This is a genomic window from Spirosoma oryzicola, from assembly GCF_021233055.1.
GTDB classification, from domain to species: domain Bacteria; phylum Bacteroidota; class Bacteroidia; order Cytophagales; family Spirosomataceae; genus Spirosoma; species Spirosoma oryzicola.
Window position 1 is genome coordinate 2522638 of record NZ_CP089538.1, and the last position, 19946, is coordinate 2542583.

28 protein-coding genes are annotated in these 19946 nt (G+C 48.2%); 2 read left to right on the plus strand and 26 right to left on the minus strand.

What is annotated here, in order from left to right; all coding sequences use genetic code 11:
* Nucleotide 1: 1 nt before the first annotated feature.
* The 5 genes from LQ777_RS10430 to LQ777_RS10450 all read right to left on the minus strand — a co-directional run bounded on the left by LQ777_RS10430 (nt 2) and on the right by LQ777_RS10450 (nt 3437).
* The gene (locus LQ777_RS10430; RefSeq protein WP_232562457.1) at nt 2-502 is read right to left on the minus strand and encodes a hypothetical protein; all 501 of its coding nucleotides are present in this window, start codon (nt 500-502) and stop codon (nt 2-4) included.
* Nucleotides 502-1356: a P-loop NTPase family protein gene (locus LQ777_RS10435; RefSeq protein ID WP_232562458.1), complete on the minus strand. Its 855-nt coding sequence runs from the start codon at nt 1354-1356 to the stop codon at nt 502-504. The genes LQ777_RS10430 and LQ777_RS10435 overlap by 1 nt, the downstream gene beginning before the upstream one ends.
* A complete protein-coding gene (locus LQ777_RS10440) occupies nt 1283-2287 on the minus strand; it encodes a hypothetical protein (RefSeq protein ID WP_232562459.1) in 1005 nt (334 codons plus the stop codon). The genes LQ777_RS10435 and LQ777_RS10440 overlap by 74 nt, the downstream gene beginning before the upstream one ends.
* A gap of 138 nt (nt 2288-2425) precedes the next feature.
* Nucleotides 2426-2806 (minus strand): hypothetical protein, encoded by a 381-nt coding sequence (locus LQ777_RS10445; protein WP_232562460.1) that lies wholly within the window; start codon nt 2804-2806, stop codon nt 2426-2428.
* 337 nt (nt 2807-3143) lie between these two features.
* Nucleotides 3144-3437, minus strand: coding sequence for a hypothetical protein (locus tag LQ777_RS10450; protein WP_232562461.1), 294 nt, complete (start codon nt 3435-3437; stop codon nt 3144-3146).
* A 125-nt stretch (nt 3438-3562) separates the two neighbouring features.
* Here LQ777_RS10450 and LQ777_RS10455 point away from each other — a divergent pair, with 125 nt between their 5' ends.
* The gene (locus tag LQ777_RS10455) at nt 3563-4123 is read left to right on the plus strand and encodes a hypothetical protein (RefSeq protein ID WP_232562462.1); all 561 of its coding nucleotides are present in this window, start codon (nt 3563-3565) and stop codon (nt 4121-4123) included.
* 375 nt (nt 4124-4498) lie between these two features.
* Nucleotides 4499-5725 carry a phage integrase SAM-like domain-containing protein gene (locus tag LQ777_RS10460; protein WP_232562463.1) on the plus strand — a complete coding sequence of 409 codons (1227 nt, stop codon included), beginning with the start codon at nt 4499-4501 and terminating at the stop codon, nt 5723-5725.
* Nucleotides 5726-5842: 117 nt separating this feature from the next.
* On the opposite strand, the gene LQ777_RS10465 is transcribed toward LQ777_RS10460, so the two are convergent.
* The 21 genes from LQ777_RS10465 to LQ777_RS10565 form a co-directional block, all read right to left on the minus strand.
* The gene (locus LQ777_RS10465; protein ID WP_232562464.1) at nt 5843-7282 is read right to left on the minus strand and encodes a PIN domain-containing protein; all 1440 of its coding nucleotides are present in this window, start codon (nt 7280-7282) and stop codon (nt 5843-5845) included.
* Between the two features lie 53 nt (nt 7283-7335).
* Nucleotides 7336-8187 carry a DUF2971 domain-containing protein gene (locus LQ777_RS10470; protein ID WP_232562465.1) on the minus strand — a complete coding sequence of 284 codons (852 nt, stop codon included), beginning with the start codon at nt 8185-8187 and terminating at the stop codon, nt 7336-7338.
* A 12-nt stretch (nt 8188-8199) separates the two neighbouring features.
* Nucleotides 8200-9303 (minus strand): SIR2 family protein, encoded by a 1104-nt coding sequence (locus LQ777_RS10475; protein WP_232562466.1) that lies wholly within the window; start codon nt 9301-9303, stop codon nt 8200-8202.
* 10 nt (nt 9304-9313) lie between these two features.
* Complete coding sequence (locus LQ777_RS10480) at nt 9314-9943, minus strand: recombinase family protein (protein ID WP_341871372.1); 630 nt, start codon at nt 9941-9943, stop codon at nt 9314-9316.
* A gap of 127 nt (nt 9944-10070) precedes the next feature.
* Nucleotides 10071-10478: a hypothetical protein gene (locus tag LQ777_RS10485; RefSeq protein ID WP_232562467.1), complete on the minus strand. Its 408-nt coding sequence runs from the start codon at nt 10476-10478 to the stop codon at nt 10071-10073.
* An 11-nt stretch (nt 10479-10489) separates the two neighbouring features.
* Complete coding sequence (locus LQ777_RS10490; RefSeq protein ID WP_232562468.1) at nt 10490-10771, minus strand: hypothetical protein; 282 nt, start codon at nt 10769-10771, stop codon at nt 10490-10492.
* Nucleotide 10772: 1 nt separating this feature from the next.
* Nucleotides 10773-11027 carry a hypothetical protein gene (locus LQ777_RS10495; protein WP_232562469.1) on the minus strand — a complete coding sequence of 85 codons (255 nt, stop codon included), beginning with the start codon at nt 11025-11027 and terminating at the stop codon, nt 10773-10775.
* A gap of 24 nt (nt 11028-11051) precedes the next feature.
* Entirely contained in the window at nt 11052-11189 is a 138-nt protein-coding gene (locus LQ777_RS10500; RefSeq protein ID WP_232562470.1) for a hypothetical protein, read from the minus strand.
* Nucleotides 11177-11854, minus strand: coding sequence for a hypothetical protein (locus LQ777_RS10505; RefSeq protein WP_232562471.1), 678 nt, complete (start codon nt 11852-11854; stop codon nt 11177-11179). Before LQ777_RS10505 ends, LQ777_RS10500 begins: the two co-directional genes overlap by 13 nt.
* The gene (locus LQ777_RS10510; protein ID WP_232562472.1) at nt 11773-12525 is read right to left on the minus strand and encodes a hypothetical protein; all 753 of its coding nucleotides are present in this window, start codon (nt 12523-12525) and stop codon (nt 11773-11775) included. Before LQ777_RS10510 ends, LQ777_RS10505 begins: the two co-directional genes overlap by 82 nt.
* The gene (locus LQ777_RS10515) at nt 12509-13360 is read right to left on the minus strand and encodes a hypothetical protein (RefSeq protein WP_232562473.1); all 852 of its coding nucleotides are present in this window, start codon (nt 13358-13360) and stop codon (nt 12509-12511) included. Before LQ777_RS10515 ends, LQ777_RS10510 begins: the two co-directional genes overlap by 17 nt.
* On the minus strand, nt 13360-14346 hold the full coding sequence (locus LQ777_RS10520) for a DUF6712 family protein (RefSeq protein WP_232562474.1): 987 nt from the start codon (nt 14344-14346) through the stop codon (nt 13360-13362). Before LQ777_RS10520 ends, LQ777_RS10515 begins: the two co-directional genes overlap by 1 nt.
* Nucleotides 14343-14759: a hypothetical protein gene (locus tag LQ777_RS10525; RefSeq protein WP_232562475.1), complete on the minus strand. Its 417-nt coding sequence runs from the start codon at nt 14757-14759 to the stop codon at nt 14343-14345. Before LQ777_RS10525 ends, LQ777_RS10520 begins: the two co-directional genes overlap by 4 nt.
* Before the next feature lie 62 nt (nt 14760-14821).
* On the minus strand, nt 14822-15127 hold the full coding sequence (locus LQ777_RS10530; protein ID WP_232562476.1) for a hypothetical protein: 306 nt from the start codon (nt 15125-15127) through the stop codon (nt 14822-14824).
* Nucleotides 15128-15207: 80 nt separating this feature from the next.
* On the minus strand, nt 15208-15408 hold the full coding sequence (locus tag LQ777_RS10535) for a hypothetical protein (protein WP_232562477.1): 201 nt from the start codon (nt 15406-15408) through the stop codon (nt 15208-15210).
* Nucleotides 15409-15465: 57 nt separating this feature from the next.
* On the minus strand, nt 15466-16152 hold the full coding sequence (locus LQ777_RS10540) for a hypothetical protein (RefSeq protein WP_232562478.1): 687 nt from the start codon (nt 16150-16152) through the stop codon (nt 15466-15468).
* Nucleotides 16153-16249: 97 nt separating this feature from the next.
* Complete coding sequence (locus tag LQ777_RS10545) at nt 16250-17125, minus strand: hypothetical protein (RefSeq protein ID WP_232562479.1); 876 nt, start codon at nt 17123-17125, stop codon at nt 16250-16252.
* A 198-nt stretch (nt 17126-17323) separates the two neighbouring features.
* The gene (locus LQ777_RS10550; protein WP_232562480.1) at nt 17324-17773 is read right to left on the minus strand and encodes a hypothetical protein; all 450 of its coding nucleotides are present in this window, start codon (nt 17771-17773) and stop codon (nt 17324-17326) included.
* The gene (locus LQ777_RS10555; RefSeq protein WP_232562481.1) at nt 17773-18699 is read right to left on the minus strand and encodes a S49 family peptidase; all 927 of its coding nucleotides are present in this window, start codon (nt 18697-18699) and stop codon (nt 17773-17775) included. Before LQ777_RS10555 ends, LQ777_RS10550 begins: the two co-directional genes overlap by 1 nt.
* 109 nt (nt 18700-18808) lie before the next feature.
* A complete protein-coding gene (locus tag LQ777_RS10560) occupies nt 18809-19411 on the minus strand; it encodes a hypothetical protein (RefSeq protein ID WP_232562482.1) in 603 nt (200 codons plus the stop codon).
* 3 nt (nt 19412-19414) lie between these two features.
* Nucleotides 19415-19939 (minus strand): hypothetical protein, encoded by a 525-nt coding sequence (locus tag LQ777_RS10565; RefSeq protein ID WP_232562483.1) that lies wholly within the window; start codon nt 19937-19939, stop codon nt 19415-19417.
* Between the last annotated feature and the right edge of the window lie 7 nt (nt 19940-19946).

Here is a 19946-nt window from a genome sequence, read left to right on the forward strand (position 1 = left end):
ATTAGCGACCGAAGCACAACCGGGCCGCGTCGATCTTTTCTTGGTTTTTGGTGTCGATACCCGTGAACTGTTTCATGTCAGCGGGTTTCCATTTGGCCGAGGTTGGCTTGACTTCGACTACTTCATAGCCCGCTTTGCGTAGCTGCTCGCAGATCAGTTGACCCGTTGCCGCGTTGCGGCCTACGTCATTGGCGATTCGGTTACTGACGCCGAGCAGGTAGCGGGCAGCGGCTTCGGGATGCTCTTTGAGTCGATCAGGAATTTTTACGTCGTGATACTGAGGGTTGCGGTTTCGCCATCCCGCATCAACGTAGACTGTCACAGTTGCCAAATCGAATCCGGATATGTAGGCAATCGTTGCGTCAAAATCTTTCAGCGATAATTCAAGTATGCGTTTGGCGATCCGGCAGTACAGAGCGACCCCGTTTTTTTTGACATCCGGATCGATGCCAATTGCATACTGTTTTTGCGGGGTGCGGTTAATCGGCATTACGTAGGCCATTATTTGCGTCGGTCTGGTGTGGTTTCTGGAATTTCGATCTGGTTGAACATTTCGCGCATCCGGCTCCGAATCCGGGAGTCGTAACGGGCTTCGATCTGTTCAGCGGTTAGGTTGGTCGTGATGTGCGTTGTCCGGAAGCCGAGCGGTAAATCGTAGCGATGCAGGCTGTTGTAGCGCATTTGTAGAATCGACATCATTGTATCGCATTCATTGCCCATGCTCTTAGCGATTTGCTCAACACCGAGATCATCGAAACAGAAGCCACCCGCTGTATGCCGGAACGCATTGCTGTACATCGGACCCGCTTGGGCCGCGTAGTAATCCAGACTGGCAACACCGCCACCGCTATCGGGATGGCGCTGGTAGTCAGCAGCCACGTCCAGACAGGTTACCCACCGGTAGGAGCAAACGGGATTTTGCTGGAATAGCTTCATAAGCCACGTTTTACCCTGACCGGGGCGGGTACCGACCAGTAGTATTCCCTTCGAAAGATCCTTGCCGTATTCGGTTTCAAACCGCTGGTCGCTGGTGAAGTACATCGACAGCATCCGAAGCAGGTCTTTGTTGTGGTCATCGACTACGAAGCCGCGAAACTTGTCCTGTGCCTGTTTGAGAATCCAAGCGTAGAATTCCTTCGCGCCAATCTTAATCGGCTGGTTGGCTTCGCGAACCTTCTGTTCGTATTCTTCCCGGTTCTTTTGAATCCGAAGCTGGTTGGCTTTGGCGTGGCGGGCCGCTTTCAACGCAGCAACCGTTTCGGCTTCGGTTAGCTCCACCTCCTCAAAGTTGTCCGAAGCTGGTTCCGATGCGAGGTTTGGTAAGTTCTTTTCGATTAGCTGATTGAGTTGTTGCATTGGATTTGAATTGGCGTTTTTGATTGTTTTCGTGCCAGTAGGCTAAGCGAGTCGGCAAACTCCATGTGTCTTCTTTTTCTCGTCGGAACCGCTTGCCGTTTTCGTTGTGCTCAGTCCAGTAGGCGATAAAGGCTTTGTACATTTCGTCGGAATACTTGCCGGGATTCTTCTTGTAGTACTCTCTGACGGTCTGCTTGAAAGTTTCGATTCGATCTTCGAGAGGGGGGGCGCCGGAATTGGGGGTGAGCCCTTTTTTGATTTTGAGATTAAGTCGTTCCTGAATCTCCTTTCTGATTTGTTCGTTGTCGCGATCAGCGACAAAAAGAATGTGATGGGTTAGTATTGAGTTTATATTGAGTTTAGTATCTGTATCCTTATATATAGATTCCTCATTTTGAGAAATGGACTCCTCATTTTGAGGGATCGATGTATCATTTTGAGGAATGGAAATCTCATTTTGAGGAATCGACGTATCAGAATGAGAAATCGACGTATCATTTTGAGGAATGGAGACAGCAATTGTTGATGTTGCGGTTGATTGAGTCGATTTCTCATTTTGAGGAATCGACTCAATCAACCAATCCAACAGATGTTTTCCGCGGCCAAACCAGGTCTTTTTATCCAGATTGTCACGACGGTTAAAGTGGTCGGTTTTTATCCAGCCTGATTCAGTTAGTTGACCAATCCAGCGGGCAATAGACTTTTCATTGAGGTAGGGGTATTTTTCGGCTAATCCTTTGGCGGTGTCATAAGTCCAGTATTCTCCTTTGTGGAAGTGAGTGTCGCTTTTGCGTTTCTCATTTTCGGTTATCCAGAAATTTATATTGCCGACTAGGATAGCTTTCTCTACTCCTATCTCTATAGCTAAAGCCGCGTCGAAGGAGTGCATTGAGCCCTTCTTGATCTCGGTATTGCGGCTTGTTGTGGACATAACGACTAGTAAAAAAGGGCGACGATATTCGGCCACAGGGAGCCGATAATGATTATGGCCATAAAGACAAGGCCAGCGAGCAGCAGGCCAACCGAGGCCATGACGCTGTTTTCGGGGTTTGGATCAGGTCTGCACATATCAGTTCGGGAGTAAGTCAGTGAGAAGCCAGGCGTTGTGTGTAAATCGGCTGTAACCAATGAGTAGTTGTCCCTCTTCGGGCGTGTAGGGTGTAACGGACAGCATCGCCGACGATAGCTTGTCAATGAAATGAATCCGGTAGGCTTGCTCATGCCAGTCCTGTTTGAAGTACATGTCGTACAGTCGACGCGCCCGGCAGCGAACCCACCGAATCAGTTTGTAGCCAGTATACCGGTTGTAGCTGTGGTCCTGAGCGAGTTGGGCCAGTTCACGTTTGAACAGATCCTGCCAGTTCGCGTGATTAGTCTCACCGGGCAAATACTCCCATAAATCAGCGACGAGCAGCCGGGCCGCTGATTGGAATTTGTGTGTCGTTTCCATCAGCTTAAGCGGTTTTTGTTGAAGAGCGACACGAAGTAGTCAGCAATTGGCCGCGCCGTGAAGACGACGATAAAAGCAGTGTTGGCAAGAAAGACGATCAGTAAAGCAGCACAGATAATAAAATCTGTCACGGGATGGTCAGAGAACATAGGATGTAGAGGTTTACATTATAGGCTTTATTTGTTCGCCGTTGAATGACGCTTCAAACGTAAAATATTTTATTTAAATATACAATACTTGTTGTAAGTATTGGTAAAAAAATAGTGGAGAATTAACACGTTTGTTTAAAATCTCCACTTCTCCCAATAGCTAACACAAATACCAAAATCGTCTAGTTTTAGGCTTCCAATGGTTGCATCAGCTCTTCTTCTATTATCTTAAGCTCTTTACGAATGGCTCTCAAACGCTCTTTAATTACATCTGTAGAGTTCATTTCAAGCACCCAAAGCATTAAATGTTTCTTAACATTTAAATCAATTGTTTTACCGCTCAATGTATTTTTTACAATATCATCGGTGTAAAATGATTTCCGTTTGGGCTTCAACCCGCTATCATTCAGACGCTTCACTAGCTCCGAACTAACGTTGGCACTTTTGGGCAGCAATTCCGTTAAATAAATGAGATTTTCCATAGGTGTTGTATATGATGATATATTTACTATACTTGTATTGTAAAGCGCAACAGATGTTTTATCTATCGTCGCGCTAAACTACTATCTTGGTTTAATTAAAACAAGTATTGTAAAATAAAAATTGCATGGAAGAAACTAAGAAGAAAGATCTTAGCCCCGTGGCTCAACGTTTACTGAGTTTCGTTGAACAGCAGGGCGGGTATTCGGTAGTTGCCAAGCGGCTTAATAAACACCCTCAGTTCCTATATAATATACGGGATGGTAAAGCGAAGCCTTCGTACGATACGCTTATGGAATTGTGGCAGGTATACAAAGCAAAATTCGATCTGATGTACGTAATGACTGGAACGAGCAGTCAGGGCGGCACTGTCGAAATAGAGGCCGAACCTGTTCCCGCGCCGGTTTCTGATCGGGGTACCGAGCGGCTTGAAATGGAGAACGCCAGTTTGAAGCGTCAGGTTGAATTACTGGAAGATACGGTTAGCATACTCAGGAATGTTGTTTCCAGTCAGCTCGGGAAAGAATTAAAAACTGAGTCCGCTAACGAGTCCACCCAGGGCCAACAGCTTGTTTTGGGATTGACCTACGCCGAACGCAAAGCCGCCAACCGATTTGTTCCGGTTGATTTTCGCGATGCATTAGGCGTATCGAAAATATTCCCGAATCAGGCTCCCATTCGGCCTTAGGCGTTAGCGGTCAGATGCGCGAAGCGATGCGCATCCGTGGCTTTGAAGAATCGAAAGGATACCGGAACGGTAACGCAGTTTTTTGACCTGCCCAAAATCCGGCTTATTTGCTTAGTGGAGAGCGGAGAATATTGGTCGCGTTGACCCTCGCTCTCTGCATGGACCTTTAAATTGAGACCTGGTGCCCGATAAGATAACTTTATCGGGTTTTTTTTGTGCCTTTTTTCTGCTGATAGCAAACGGTTTAAGGACCAAATCCCTCTGATTTTGAAAAGTGTTGGCACTCCTGTTGGCACTTAAATCCACTGTTGGCACCCCTCCCTTTTCATATGATGCACCTAGTTATGACTGTCTAACCAGACCATAAGAGGTGCAATGAACATCAACCGCATGGAAGTTAAATACTGGCTGCACGACTCCAAAACGCCGGGTAAAGCTCAGATCTATTGCAACATCACCGTAAAGGGACAGCGTATCCAGATTGGCTCTACAGGCATTACCATCTACCGAGATCACTGGAATGCCGACACACAACGGATCACAAAACATAACCCCAGGTCACAGTTTTTAAACGAACAACTGATTGCCCAAGAGTTGCAGCTGATGAGCATCTTCACCGATTTATTTACGAAGAAAGCGCCTATCACTGCCGGTAAAATCAAGCGGCTATTTAAACAAGGGGCTGGCGAAACCACGGTATTGCTGACCGCTTTTGATCTGTTCTTAAAAGACGTTAAAACGAATCCGGAATGTAGTGAGAATACCTGGGAAGCCTACGACGATTGCCGTAAAAAGCTGATTAACTTTCTGATCTCGGAGAAAGCCTTGGATTTAGTCGTTGAAGAATTCGACGTGGCCTATCTGAAGAAGTATCGCAAATGGATGAAGCTCATTCCAGTCGGCGATAAAATTGGCCACAAAGACAGCTACATCCGGAAACATAGTCAAACCATCAAACAAGTGACAAAGTGGGCAAAGGCCAACCACCTAGCTGATCATAACAACCTGGAAGGCTTCAAGGTCCCCAACGCCAAATACGACGACCCCATCTACTTAACGGACGAAGAATTCGAACGCCTGGTAAACCATCGCTTTGATAACCCCCATAAGCAGCAAGCTGCCGATATGTTCATAATCTATTGCCGGACAGGCTTCCACTATGGCGATCTTAAAGATTTTATTAAGCAGTACCAAACCGCTCTACGCCGGGGTATTGATGGCAAGCCTTGGCTGATCAAGGATCGCATCAAAACGGAAGTAACCGCCAGAGTGCCCCAGTTCAAAGAAGTGGAAGCCATTGTCGAGAGATATGGTGGCTGGGAAAAACTGCCAGTCAAGGCCAATAAGACGATGAATGACTGGTTAAAATTGATTGCCGGCGAGCTAGGCTTCCATCCTGATCTGTCAACGAAGGCAGGTCGTAAGACATTTACTGACTGGTGTTACAATACGCTCGGTCTATCAACTGAAGCCGTCAAAGTAATGCTGGGTCGCAAGTCCGAGAAAGGCTTGGAAGTATATGGCCGACCTGACGAGCGCCGAGTTATTGCTGAATTAAATCAGAGTGTAGTTTTTAAACAGGATACACAAGATATGCCCTAGCAATTTGCAATAGATCTTACGCTCTATTGCAAATTGTTTAACTAATTTATTTTTTTTCAAATGGAAAAGGCAGGCATTAAATAAATTAAGTTGAAATTGTTTAATAACTCAATTTATTTAATGCCTATCTAACTGAATATCAATAATAGGTATATTGGTGCTAAAAAGCAATTTTAAAAAGTTATCTATTTCTTCGAATTTTAGATCAACAGTGTTTTCAATCTTTATTGTCAACCTATTTGCTGAGGGTCCTTCAAATCTCACAAGGCGATTACTTAGAAAAGGCAAATCTCGAATCAAATTAGTAATTAATTTGATATGTTTACTTATTTCAGTACTAGATAATAAAAATAGAGTTATATGTTCAACGTATGAGTTATCTAAAAAGTAATTCACTGTTTTCGTCATTATAGATTGTCTAATCGACTCCCAACCAATTGATATATCATAACCCAAATTACTTATGAAGGCTGGTAATCTATTAATCTTATCTATTTCATTTGTATATAATGATAAGATTAAGCTATCACTGGAACTTAGCAAATTGTAAACACTCAATCCCAGAGCCTCTGTAATTTTTAGTATTTCTTTAACTCGAATAGGTGAGCCAATTTGGCTTTTAATTACTACCTCGACAACATTAGATCTAATATCAATTGAACTTTCTCCAAAGGGAATAAAAGAATCTATCTTAAGCTGGTTTTGCGTAACTTCTGAGATTGTATCTGGTGATACTTTAGATTCTAAGTATTTATTAGCGTGCGAGAGGAAGGTGTCTGTTGAGTATATGTGAAATAATTTGTTAGTCAAAAGATAGAATTCTTCTATGAGTTGAGGTTGAGGTCCAAAAGTAGTGCTTTTGGATGCAGATTGCCACCACCAATCTGGTTTCTTTTCGTCAGTAACGAATATTACGGACTGATTATCAATTTTTGCTTTGTCAATTATTTGAAACCATATAATCAAATCTCCGTACTTTTCATTATCTGGCTTCGCTTTATCTGTAAAGCCAGGAGGTATTGAACTATCATAACGTTTTGCACCCATTTTGTAAATTTCATTTAGTCTGTCATTATCATAAGGACTTCCTATCGAATCTCCTAAATTATGGTGAACACTATTCAAAATTTTATCATCTCCAGATAAAAACAATCTATATTTTTCTTTATTAGTATTTATTTCAGATTCAATCCTTTGAGTTATGTCAGAGAAATTACTTAGCAAATCTTCAGAAAGATGAGGAACTGATGTGCTACCAATTAGGTCATTTTTATAAGTGTTTAATAACTTTAGGGACTCAACGTGCTTGTCAATTAAATCTAAAATTACTTGCTTTCGTTTTCTATGAAATTCAAAACCAACTCTGTGTGTTAAAAAGCATCTATCTTTTAATTTCTCGATAAGTTCTAATATCATATCTCTAGTGTCTTCAGAATATGAGTATAGATTAAGTAGGACATTTGTATCAAAAGTAATTAATGAATTTTGCCATAGATTATCTAGATCGTCAGTTGATTTATTTAAAAATCCAGCATATAAATCTTTCATCAATGCCATTTGGAAGTTAGTTTTGATTTTATTTGGGATATTAATTTATGTATAAACGTAGACTAAATTGGAACTGATTTTATGTTGAAAATAGAGGTGTCCATTTCCATTTTCATGACATTAGTCGGTGAATAGTCATTTTCTTTAACTAACATTAGTATTTCGTCTCTCTCTCTTTTGCTTAGCCTACAACCTAGAAAGATCTCTTTTAAGCAAATCTTAGAAAAGGGAAATAAATCATACCCGTATCGGTCATTTATAAAGCCTCTGACTTCTTTTTCGTATTCCCAAACAGTCGATTTACTGGTTACCCAATGATCTATACATTTATCTGATTTATTGTAATAATTCACAGGATCTATTTTGCTAATATATTTAACCTTTTTCAAAGTCATAAAATAATGATCTTGACTTACGACAGGCTGAAAGCTAAAGCCAAAGCAAACTCCTCTATGCTTTTCTGCATAGTGACTCCACATTAAGGCAATATCACTTTTTTCGCTAAAACAGCAAACGCCTGATTCTCTCCTTTGACGTGTGAAGCTTTCATACGCAAGACGCTCGAAGTTTTCAATGCCAACTTCTTTAATTTTCTTTAATAATTCTCTTTTTTGCTTATTAGAATTATGATCAACAGCCTTTTGCATCCATAATTTTCTGCTTCTACCTGATGAAGTAAAGTCAATTAAACCTTCAAACATATCAAATGGATCATTAAAACTTTCAGGAGATGAAAATTTAAGGCTTCTACCTGTTAATATTGATATGGCAGTGGTGTAAGATGCATAATGATAAATTATTGGGGGTGGAATTTCATAAACAATATCTGGAAATAGTGGATGAAATTTTATTTGTTCAAAAGTGTCAATTTCTGTTCTCCTAGGAATTAATAATAGTTTATCGCTCTTTTTCATTTATTCTTGATCTCAGTCATTCATCAATGAATTAAACAAACTTAAAAAGTCTTCAATTGTAGTGATGCTCGCTGTTGATCTTTTTACGATGTTTTTAAAATAAACTCCTTTAAATTGATCAGCAACTTGATCTGGATTTCTTGAACATATATACAGCCGCTGTGAAGGGTCTTTAAATTTTCTTTGTATTAGAGATTTTAAGTGTGGTTCGTTTTGCATTGAATTTCCTATAATGATTAACTTATCAGCTTCTTCCAAAGACGAGGACATGAAATTATAATAGTGGTTTAGAACTGGATCTCTTCTAATCAGTTGTTCTTTAAAAAGAGGATTGTTGAATATGATTACCGGATCTGAGTTTGCCTTGTTATTATCATTTCGAGTTTTTAGTGTTTCTCCATTCTTCTTTTCAAATCTATATGAGCCATGCAGATGTATACATCTAATATGGTTGTTTTGTAGTGTATCATCATATAGTCTTAAGTAAAGAGGGTAATCCTTATTATTGCCAAACCCATCTACTGTAAGATACCCTAAATCCCTCGTTGATCTAGTTAGTAGAGTATCGAGTATACCATCATAGTTAGTTGTGAAAAAATCACAGTCTTTAATATTATTTCTTTCAAGAATGGATTTGAAATGATCACCAAAAAAGGGAAATAGCCTTTTTAAATCTTTATAGCCTTCCGAGTTCTCGTGCTGCCTGAATTCTTCAGCAATATCTCTAATTCTATCAATTAATAAAAAGTCAAAAACTTCCTTTATACTTTCAATGGTTTCATGCGGTAATGCTTTTTGAAAAGCTTCAATACTTGAAAAAAAATCTATTACAGAATATATCATTCTTATTAGCTCTTCATCATTAAGCCTAGGATTTTTATCTTTAAGCTCGTAAAATAGCTCTTCAAACCTACGCCACAAAGATGTTATTGCACTAATAGCATTAGCTAAGTCGTCTTTTGAAGTTTTTAAGTTTGTGGGGAGAAGGTTTGTTGGAAAAGCTAACACAATGTCTCTAACAAGAAAATTAAAGCCATTTCCAATGATAAAGGCTATTTTTTGACCATCAGCTTCTTTAGAAACTGGTAAAAAATTGTCGTCTCGTGTGGATATCATAAATTTACTTTTAATTAATATTTACGCCTCTGTAAGCTAAGTACTTATATACTGTTGTTCTCGATTTGTTTAACTGCGCAGCAATCATCTTTACTCCATAGCCTTCTTTATGAAGTGACTCAGCTATTCTAGCGGTATTTTTTGCCTCTTCGGTAAGCCCCTTTGGTTTGCCTCCTAACTTTCCTTTCAAACGTGCGACCTCTAAGCCAGCCATTGTTCTTTCCCGGATTATATTTCTTTCGTATTCGGCGAGCGAGCAGAAGAGATGGAAAATCAGCTTACCTGATGAAGTACTAGTATCAATCTTATCATTGACGCTGGAGAAGGAGACACCTTTATCGGAAAATTGATTCACTAATTCGATTAGATGTGTTAGTGAGCGCCCCAGTCGATCAAGTTTCCAAACGACTACTTCATCTCCCGATCGTAGATGAGCAATCATCATTTGTAATTGGGGGCGTTCCTTGGACGTTCCGCTTACTTTCTCTTGAAATATCTTTTCGCATCCAACATTTTGCAGGGCATTTAGCTGAAGATCTAAATTTTGGTCAAATGTGGAAACACGGGCATATCCAATCCTCATAAAACTTGAAGTATGTTCATTAAAACCGACTAATATGTGAATATAATGAACAATCAATATTGGACTAGTTATATGGACGCTTAATTACCTGACTTTATGTAACGGTAGACTGCAATGAGTATGATTGCTAAAACGACCGTTTATCTGTACATCAAAAAAGCCCCCGGTTATCTCGGGGGCTTTTTTACTTTCGGAAGATTAGGCGACCGATCAGCGTGGCCAGGATCGATGAGCGTTGAAACCAGAGCTCAGCTCGCTGCGCACGGATCTGTCGAGCCTGGCGTCGGATCGTTTGATCCTGCTCATCGATACGCTTGAGCAGGCCCGTAACCAGGGTGTCACTCGTCGACTGGGCTTTCCGGAGCTGATCAACCTGGTAGGTCAGGTTGGGGACCGAGATCCGGTCAGCGATCGCCTGGCGGGCCTGGGGCTCAGTCAGTCGAACTGGGCGCGGCTCTAGGTATGGCAGGGTATCCTGTACTAGCGTTTGGCTTTGCGAAAAGGCTGTCGATAACGTGCTGCAACTGATCAGCAGGAATGCGATCCACAGCCGTTTGAAGCTGTTGTCTGACTTGTTCGGCGCTGTCTGCATTAGCTACGTGATCAGTGATAACTGAGATAAATACTTCGGCCTTTTTTCGGACGCTGTCCGCTTCGGCGGCTTGCTTTCTTTCGATTGAGCCACCGGTACCGGGCCAGGTACCCACTTCGGGGAGGGACTTCGGCATCTCCCCGCTGCTCACCAGGCAGCCCACCACCAGCCCCAAACAGGCCGCTAAGATCAGCCCACCCCGAGGTAGCTCGATTGGCTGGCCACACCAGCGAAAGAAGTCCAGCAACCAGGACGACGCCGATACCAGCCAGGATAGTAGGGAACCGACCCATTTCATTGCTTCGGATTAAAGTTGACCGTTAGCTTGGAGACGGTCGCAATAGCGGCCGACACGTAGCCCAGAATCTCGATGGCGTGCGTGGCCAGGGGAGGAAGATCCAGACCATACGCCTGCAGGCTTTGCTGACACGTGATCAGCCCGGCCGATAAAGCCGCCACGATAACACCGCCCCACAGGAGCGGCTTGAAGAAAGGAGACGTCGGGCTGGAGAGCCGATCGATGAGGGTTAACTCGTTTTGATTGTTCATGGATGGTTTGATTAAAAAAAGGTTTTACTTCGTTGTAGGCTTGCCAAAAATCGTATTATAAAACCAGGTGCCGACCCAGTAGAAGATCAGGCAGTAGGCGATCGTCGGTTCGAATGATTCGTATAGATCGTTTAGAAAGTGCCAGGGGACTAAGGTTTCCATTGTTCTAGGTAAGGCGTCAGATGGTTGGCTATCGCTTTAATCTCACTTTTGCGCCGGCGGTTGAGGTAGCAGCCGCCCTTGGTACCGGTTCCACCGGTGGTATTAAAACCGATCGTCATCACGTAATCCGCATCGTCGTTCCAGCGATCGTCGGCCAGTCCTTCCACGTGACTGGCGTAAAGCGAAACGAAGTCCATCTTCTTGGGTGGTGGCCCGATCCGCTGATTACCCCGGGCACCCCGCTGGTAGACGATCTTGGCTTTATCCCGAAAGTAAACTTTCACGTACCCCACCGATTTGACCGTTAACCAAGCCCCGTTCTTAGCGTAGGCGTAGTATAGTCCAGAAGCGCAATACAGTGCCTGGGAGGGCAAGTGATTAAATTTGTTGATCCGCGTAATCCAGGGGGCGTCGTTGTGGTTGGTGCGTTCGGTCTTGCCCAGAAACTGAGCCGCCGTGTCATAGATCGCCTGACGTAGGGCCTGCTCATCGAGCGTGATGGGATTTTCCCGGGCTGGCGTGCCCAAACGCACCGTCGCTGAGCGGACGGTGCGTTTGGGCACGCCAGCCCGGGGCTTTTTACTCAGGGCTTCACCGAGTGGGACAAGGCTGAATGCAACAAAAGCAAGCCAAGCAGTAAGACGGTAAGTATTGAGCGTTGCCATGGGGTCAGGTCCTCAAAAAACTCGGTAATAAAGTCGCGTTTGGTTTTGAATACGGGCAGTAGATAGAAGGCCACAAAGGGGGCAACTATCAGTAGCTTGATCAAAAGGGTGGGCAGATCGATGAGCTCGACGAACTTCTCGAAAAAGAACTTTTGAAAGCTGGTGGCGTCGTAGGGCTGAGCCTGCTGCTCCAGCGGCAGTTTGGCGTTGCTGTTGAGGATTGTGTGGCGGATATCCTGAAAGCAGCCGTAGGACCAGACCAGGAAGATGATCAGCGCACCGAGTGCTCCCCATACCAGCCGCCGGCGCAGGCCCGGGCGCTGCCAGATCTCCGGCTCTATCTCCTGGACGACGGCCGTTTCGGTTTTAATGCCCAGCTCCATGGCCAGCAAGTGCGCTTCGAGTTCGGCTTCTTCGGCCCAGGCATTACGCTCTTCGGCATCCTGGCGATCGGTCATCGTCAGTGACTGCGACCGGAAGTCTTTAGCGGACTTGAGCAGCTTATTGTAGCTGTCGAGTTTCTTCTGGCGCTCCTTTTGGGCGTCTTCCTGTTTTTTGGCATTGATCTGGCGCAGCTGCTCATTGAGCTTTTGCTGCTGCTCGACAATTTCCCGCTCCTCGGGGGTCAGCCCTTCCAGATCCTGACCGGGTAATTCAGTCTGTAGACTCATCGTCTTGGTTAAGTTTTTTTAGCTCCAAATAGCCTAACACGTCGTGGATCGGCCGAGCCATTACCGCATCGTAGGAGCCGAAGTTGCCTTCTCTAGCCAGGTTGTGAACCGTGGTCTCCCAGTCTCGGACGAACGTGCCGGTGTGCAGGATCGCTTTCTTTTCGTCTGGGTCAGGAGCGGGCATTCCGTAGAGCTGCTCGGTGCGTTTAGTGGCCGACAAGAACCACTGCAAGATGGCGATCCGGGTGCCCAGATCAACGGACGAAAAACGCTCGGCCCGGCTCTCGACGAAGTACGAATTAAACGGTTCCCGGTCGTCACCGGTGATGTCTTCCCGCCGGCGCTGGAGCCGCCGGAGTAGGGACACTTTAGGCCGGCAGATGGTCGCCAGGAACTGATTTAGAAAGGGTTCCTTGCTGGTCCCCGCCGACGTGGTATGGGTATCGGAGAAGGCCAGCAGGTAGGCCACGGCCGTGATAAACTCACCGGTGTTCACCTGGTGCAATTCTTCATCGGGCAATAGATAGGTAGCACCCTTACAGACGAAGCTGGCCACCGGGCGTTTTTCTATTCCCGTTTCCCAGGCCCACTCGATCTGCTCCAGGAGACGCTGCAGGTTGTCGATCTGATCAGGTTGGACAAACTGCTCTTTGACCTCGATCGGCGCATTGCAAGCCAGGTGAAAGACCGCCAGACGGGTCTGCAGGGTACGTGGTTGCGTGTAGGCCAGCTTTAAAACGGCGATAGCCAGCTTGGGTGGGAGTTCGCTGTAGCGCTCAGCAATCAGGTACGTTTCGGCGGGTTGTTCGCCAATGGCAATTTTTATTTTCTTCATTAGAGACGAAAGTGTTTTTTGCCCTCGTTGTCGGGCATGGTCCATTCGGCTTGGCCGGTCGGCGCAACGTAAAGCGCCGAGTTGAAATACGAGGAAAATACCGTGGCCGAAGCCGTTTTGTTGAGGAAGGTCCGCAGCTCACCCCGGGCCGTTTCGACCTGCTTCCAGAGTTCGGCCCGCAACTCGGCTACCTGCGCCGGGTTAACGGCTTTCTGATCCTTCAGGCCCTTGAAGCTCGAAATGATCCGGATGCCGTCTGGCTGGAAAATTACGTTCAGCGTCGGCAGCGCTTCCCACAGGGTCACCGGTGCCAGCAGCTGGCGGCAGTAGCTCAGCAGCTCGGTTTCTTCCCGGGTTAGCGTATCGCCATGGATGCGCTTATCCGTCAGCTCATCGAACAGCGCATCGCCCAACATATTGCGCACGTACCGGCGCTCGGTGCGGGGCATGAATAGCTGCAGCCGGACCAGCATCGAGTGGGTGGCGGCCACTTCTGGTAGGGCTCGTCTTAGCTCGACCGTTGTGGGGATCAGCAGCTGGTGGGCGTGGCGATAGGCCGTCGAGTTTGTCCAGGTGGGCAGCTCATCCTGATGCGTCGTCAGAAAGTCCATCAGCTGCTCCAGAGCGGTATCGGCTTTCTTGGCCGTATCGGCCAGGATGGTGTCGATCTCCCACTGGGCGAGCTTTTCGGATTTGTCGACTTTGAAGCGGGACAAACCGGCATTGCCAAACTGATACAGGAAACTCACCTGGGCTTGCTCAAAAGCGGCCCAGACGATGGCTTTCTGGGTATGCCGGCGAACCTGCTGCAGCAGCTCCACACTAGGGTTCTCCAGCTCCTCGATCAGCGCTGAGCCCAGCAGGGGCTCGATGAGCTGCTCCTGAGCGTCGACCACAAAAGGCTCCAGCTGGTTGAAATAAATTTCTTTGTCAAAGAGCGCCCCAATAAACTGGGCAAACTGGTCGGAGGTCGTAACTAGGATCATGAATTGAGTTGGTTGGCGGCCCGCTCCCGGCTGACGGCCTGGCGAGCTTCCTGATAGAGTTGATCGTACATGGCGTGTTTAGCTTCGGCGTCCGGATGCTTGGGGTTGCCAACCCGGGCCTTCCAAGTTGATACGTTCTTGGCCAGGTTGCGCACCTGCAGGCCCAGTTCGACCCCGGACGTGGGTACCTGGTAGCGATCGGTCCAGACTTTCACGGGTTCTTCTATTGGCAGCATTTGCTGTTCCTGAAGAAACTTGCGTCGTTCCAGCTCCCTGCGATAGCGATCGTCCCAGTGTAAAATTTCATCGACCTGGGCTTTGGCGTTCTGGGTAGGAGGGATGCTGGCCAGCCTGGCGGCCCGGCTCTCGGCTTCCTTGTTGCAGGTATCGACCTGCTGACACACCCAGGCCATCGCCTGGGCGTACTGATCAGCGTTTAGCTTGACGCCGGTCGGAACGGGAGGTCCCGCCGGCGTTAGGCGTTTCCCTCGTTCGGCGTGGCTTCAGCGGTTACAACCGGCACAGGAGTACTGGCTTTTGCTGCTTTCGGCGTAGCGGTTGCCCTGGGCTTTTTAGCCTTGGTAGCCGTAATAGCCGATGGCAAGTCAGCCGGTCCCAGTTGGGTACCTTCAACCGTCGAACCGATTATCTGACCGACTACACCAATGAGTACAGGGGAACATTCTAACTCGATTTGATTGAAGGTTTCCTGACTGATCAGGCCCCGTTCCAGGGACGTTTGGGCTTGCTGCAGGCGAATACGATTTTTAAGTGATGACATGGCTATGATTGATTAACGAGCATAAAAAAGGCCCCTCCCCACATCGGGAGGGGCCTGATCCAGTTGGCGGCAGTGGTAACCTACTTTGCTTCTGTCGTTGTAGGTGTTTGTCCCTTGGTAGCGGGCACGCGCTGGGTCCAGCCTGGATACTGGCTTTCGATGGCTTTCACCGTAGCTTCGGGCACATCGACGGGAGTATTCCTGATAGTGATCTCGGTTTCGCCGAGTTTGAACCGCACTGCATCGTTTTCAACGGCATCGGTCAGAATTAATCTAAACATCCTGGGGCGTTTCAACGCAGTAAAAGAGTTAAACAAACAGGTGAACGAAGTCCCTTACTAGGCAACTACTGGTGTTAAAGGCAGCGCCAGCGTTGAGGGATAGATCGGTGGTGCAAACGTGTAACTGTCGTTATCACCCGAGAAACTGATGCCTTTCTTATCGCCCCCTTTTTTACCCAGTTGACCTTTCTGCTTGAGCACGATCGGCTGCAGTTTGGTCCCGTAGACTTTCATCGTGTCGTCATTCTCTTCGACGATGAAGATCACACCGGCGTTGACGTACTTTTCAGCTTCAACGAGCTGCGCCTTCCCGTTACCGGCGATATCAAACATGATACTGTGCTTGAACGATTGGTAGAAGCGGTCACCCTGGCTTTCGAACGTAGCGTCCAGCGTGTTGTCAGCGGGAGTAATAATCGCCATCGATTTGCCTACTTTCAGCGGGATCGCCACCGTCAGCTCGGACGCGGTGATGTTCCCTTTCTTCGGCCAGTCGATCACGTCGTCTTTCAAATCAGCGGCCAGCACGACGAAGGCTCGACGACCACCGGCGGGGTTGGGCGTCTGATCATCGATGTTTTTGAGGGCGGCCAGCGAGGTGAGGCCCATCACGACCGATCCCGGATCGGCATGGGTCAACAGGTGCGTGGCTGCTTCAGCCGCCGGCACCACAAAGTCGGCCATCAATACGGCGGCTACGATAGCCAGCATGACGTAGGTCGATTTGAGAAGGAAACTTTTCATGGATACTAGAAAAAATTAGTTGTAAGAGAGATGTTTGTTGCCCACAAAGCCCACCATCGACAGGCAATGGTGGGCGGGGGTGTGAATAAAAAAGCGTTTATTCGTCGTCGTCAGCGTCAGCAATGGCTGGACGAGTCCGCAGATCATTGACGATCTGGATATCACCGCGCACGAAGTTGGGAGCGCACTTGCCGTCTGCAACCAGGGCAATCGAGCGGTCGCGCACGTCGTAATCCGAGGTCAGCTCTATCGCATCGTCCTGACGGCTCGACAGATAGACCGTGTTTTCTTTCGGGGTCATCGACATAAAGTCGGTTCCACCCAAACCAGCCTGCGTATTGAGACGCACGTTGGGGGCGAAATACAGCACTTCCTGATTGAAGGCATTGTAGATCTTGGATTGGCCCTTGGCATTCTCTAGCGCGAAGTCATAAGCGGTCTTCACGTGCGTTGGTAAGAAGAACTCGACGGGACCATTGGCGTAAGCCGGCAGCACGCGTACAAAACGCTTCCACATCCGCTTCACTTCGGCGATCACGTTATCTTCATTGATGAAGAAATTTGCCTGACTGTGGGCGATCACGTTGCCTTCTGGAATTTCATCCGTCAGGATCGCGTCGTCGTATAGCTTCAGGAAACCGTTGAACACATCCTGGGGGTCGGTGCCCGTACTATCCAGAACGCCTTTCCAGAGGGCTGATACGCCGAAGTCGTTACCGATCTGCTCGATCAGCGCCGAAGAGATAAAATCCGCGAATGGATACTTGGTTGGATCGATACCGTCGGAGCCTTCGATTTCACCCAGGTAGGAAGCCTCCATCGAAAGCCGCTTTGGCTCGTCGATCAGCACGTCGACTTTCCAGGGACGTACTTTACCGATCCGGGCTTCGAACGACACTACGTCGTCTTTAGGATCGAATTTGCCTTTGCCACCGGGCTGCAGCAGGGCCTGGGTGAGCATGGTCGAGAGCACGATCTCGTCGATAACGCGCAGCCGGCGGAAGCCTTGCAGGTATCCCCAGCCGGAGACGACCTTTTTGCGCAGCACGTCCCGGTTGAGCTCTCTGCGTTTTTTGAGACTCTCATCGAGTTGGGTGAGTTTGATTGCAGACATTGGTTTTTATTGAAAAAGAGGAAGGTCCGGAATCCGCCGGAGCGGCCGCTGGGCGGATTAGTTGGCAGGTTTGTAAGAAGCCCGGGCGATTTTGTCCGTTTCGGTCAGGAATTCTTCCGCACTGTTCTGATTGCTGGCATCTTCTTCAGCCAGGGGGTTGACCGCCTGCTTGAGCTTGGTTACTTCGTTCTCGCTGGCCGTGAGCTTGGTTTGCAGATCAGTTGCGTTTTGCTCGGCCGTTGTTTTGCCCGACTGAGCCGTTGTTAACTGGCCTTCCAGCTCCGTGATGCGGGCTTCGGCGGTACCTAGTTTGGTGTTTGCTTCGGTCAGATCAGCCTTGATAGCCTCGTTACCTTCTGCCTGAGCATCGAGCCGATCCTGGATTTCCTGGGCATCGGCCGAGAACTGATTAAATTCTTCCGTGGCCAGTTTCTCGGAGATTTGTTTCTGGCTTTTGGGAAACAGGGCGGCTACAATATTCGCCACCGATTGGGGTAATTTTGCCATTATGCAGCTTGTTTAAGTGCGTGATTGATACATTCCTGAAGCGATCCGATGCGGTCAGCCAGCCCTATTTCGAGCGATGGTTCTTTGCCGAACATCTCACCACTGAAGGCCTCGTCGGAGGTGAGCTTGCCGGCTCGGCCCCGGCGGACGTAGCCCAGAAACTCGGTACGGCACTCGTTGAGTGAGGCCGTGATCTGAACTTTAGTTTCGGCTGAGAGTGGCTCGACGCCATTGATGAGGGCTTTTTTCTCCGAGCCATCGGCCCGGAAGATGGTGATGCCGATGCCTTCTTTTTCGAGGGCTTTCGACATGTCCTGATAGACCATCAGTACACCGATCGAGCCCACTTCCGAGACGGCCTGGTCTTCCATCCAGATCATGTCCGCCTGACTGGCCACGTAGTAGCCGGCCGATGCACAGTAGGGCGTCCAGACGTAGATCAGTTTGGGGAAAGCCGCCACCATGTCGGCCAGCATTCTTGTCGAGTCGACGGTACCGCCGGGCGTGTTCATCTTCAGCACGACCGCTTTGACTTTCGGATCGAGAGCCGCCAGAGCCAGGATACGAGCGACGTACTCATTACCGCCGATACCACAGTAGCCTACCCGGGCCATGGCTCCATCGATGGGAATGACAGCGACCGAGCCACCACCCGCCTTGCGGTACTGATACAGATCGTACTTGTCCGTATTGAAAAAGCCGTCATCGTCGTACATCGCGTCGATGGCTTCTTCTAAGCGTTGCTGGCGGGCCGCCTGCTTCTGGAAGCGATCCTGATCGGCCGTATTGGCCGCCGATGCCTGCTGACGAAAGATCGACGGGAAAGGCTCCTGGCCGGCGTTGAGCCGGGGTAATACGATGCCCGTCATTCGGTCGACGAACGGCTCGTGCATGTAATAGTAGCCTGAAAACGATAATCCCGTCATGTCCTCGGTTGTTGATGGTACGAAGGTGCCGGGACTGTGGGGCGTTTACTAGGACGAAAAAAAAGCCCGACCAGGCTCTAGTCGGGCTTGCGAATGCCATTGTCCAACGCTATGCCACCAGGGATACAAACAAGCGCTCTCCATTATTAGCCATGATACCGCTCGTTAGATCGAGCTGAGCCGAGGCAAAGTTGGCCACGTTGCTTTTGCGAAACGTGCGCGGGAGACTACCCGCCGGAATTAGCGCATTGATCTCCGAGTGCCCATTGACCGATGAAAAGCCCGGCGAGTTGCCATCGACGATCACACCGATCAAATAGCGGCCACCGGCCACCAGGTTAACCGGTTGCTCGAAGGCGATCCGGTTCCAGCCCGCTGAATTGCGGTAGGTGGGGCCGGCGTTCGCCAGCGCCAGTCGGTTGCCACTCAGATCGAAGAGCGCCACGGCGTTGTTGTAGTTGTTGTCGACCTGGTAGTTGGTGTAGTTCAACCGCAGGGCCAGCCCGCCAATCGTCAGTGCCGCCGGCGCGATGACCTGGCAGAAGTAAGGCTGCTGACTGGTCAGGCCGAGTCGGGAATCGGTGTTGATATCGATCAGCCGGTCACTGGCGACCAGCAGCCCGTTGAGCACACTATCCAGATTATGGTTGACCCAGCTTGCCGCATTCACTTCCTGCAGATCACCGTCCGGGCGAACACTGATTTGTCCCATGGGTTACGCCCGGTAAAGAATCTGTGAATTGATGGCCAGCTGTACCGTAGTTGCATCGAGCGCCGTGCCCACAACCTGCAAAAAGTTGCCCGTTCCTACGGCCGCAGACTGAGAGACTTTACCCGCCTGGGTCGAGCTCAGATAAACGGGTGCTCCGGGGGTTAGACCCGAAAAGCCCGTCACCGGAATGCGGGCGTAAACCGTTGCCTGAGCGCCCGATGCCGTGTTGGCGGTAACAATACCCACGGCCCGGGTCGTGCCATTGTTGCCGGCGATGGCCTTTTTGATCTTGTTGCTGGTCGAGCCCGAATCGTAGTAAGCGTACACCAGATCACCCGATACCAGGGCTTCGCCGGCCGTGTAGCCCTTGCCGTCCATCGAGCCAACCAGGGATGGGTCGAGCATTCCGTTAGAACCCGTCACGACAATTTTGCCTGCATCAGCAGCGCCCGTTGAGGTGGTAATACCGGCGATCTCTTTTAAGTCGCTCGTGCCGTCGTCAAACGTAATAAACTTGTTGTTTGCCATTGAATTG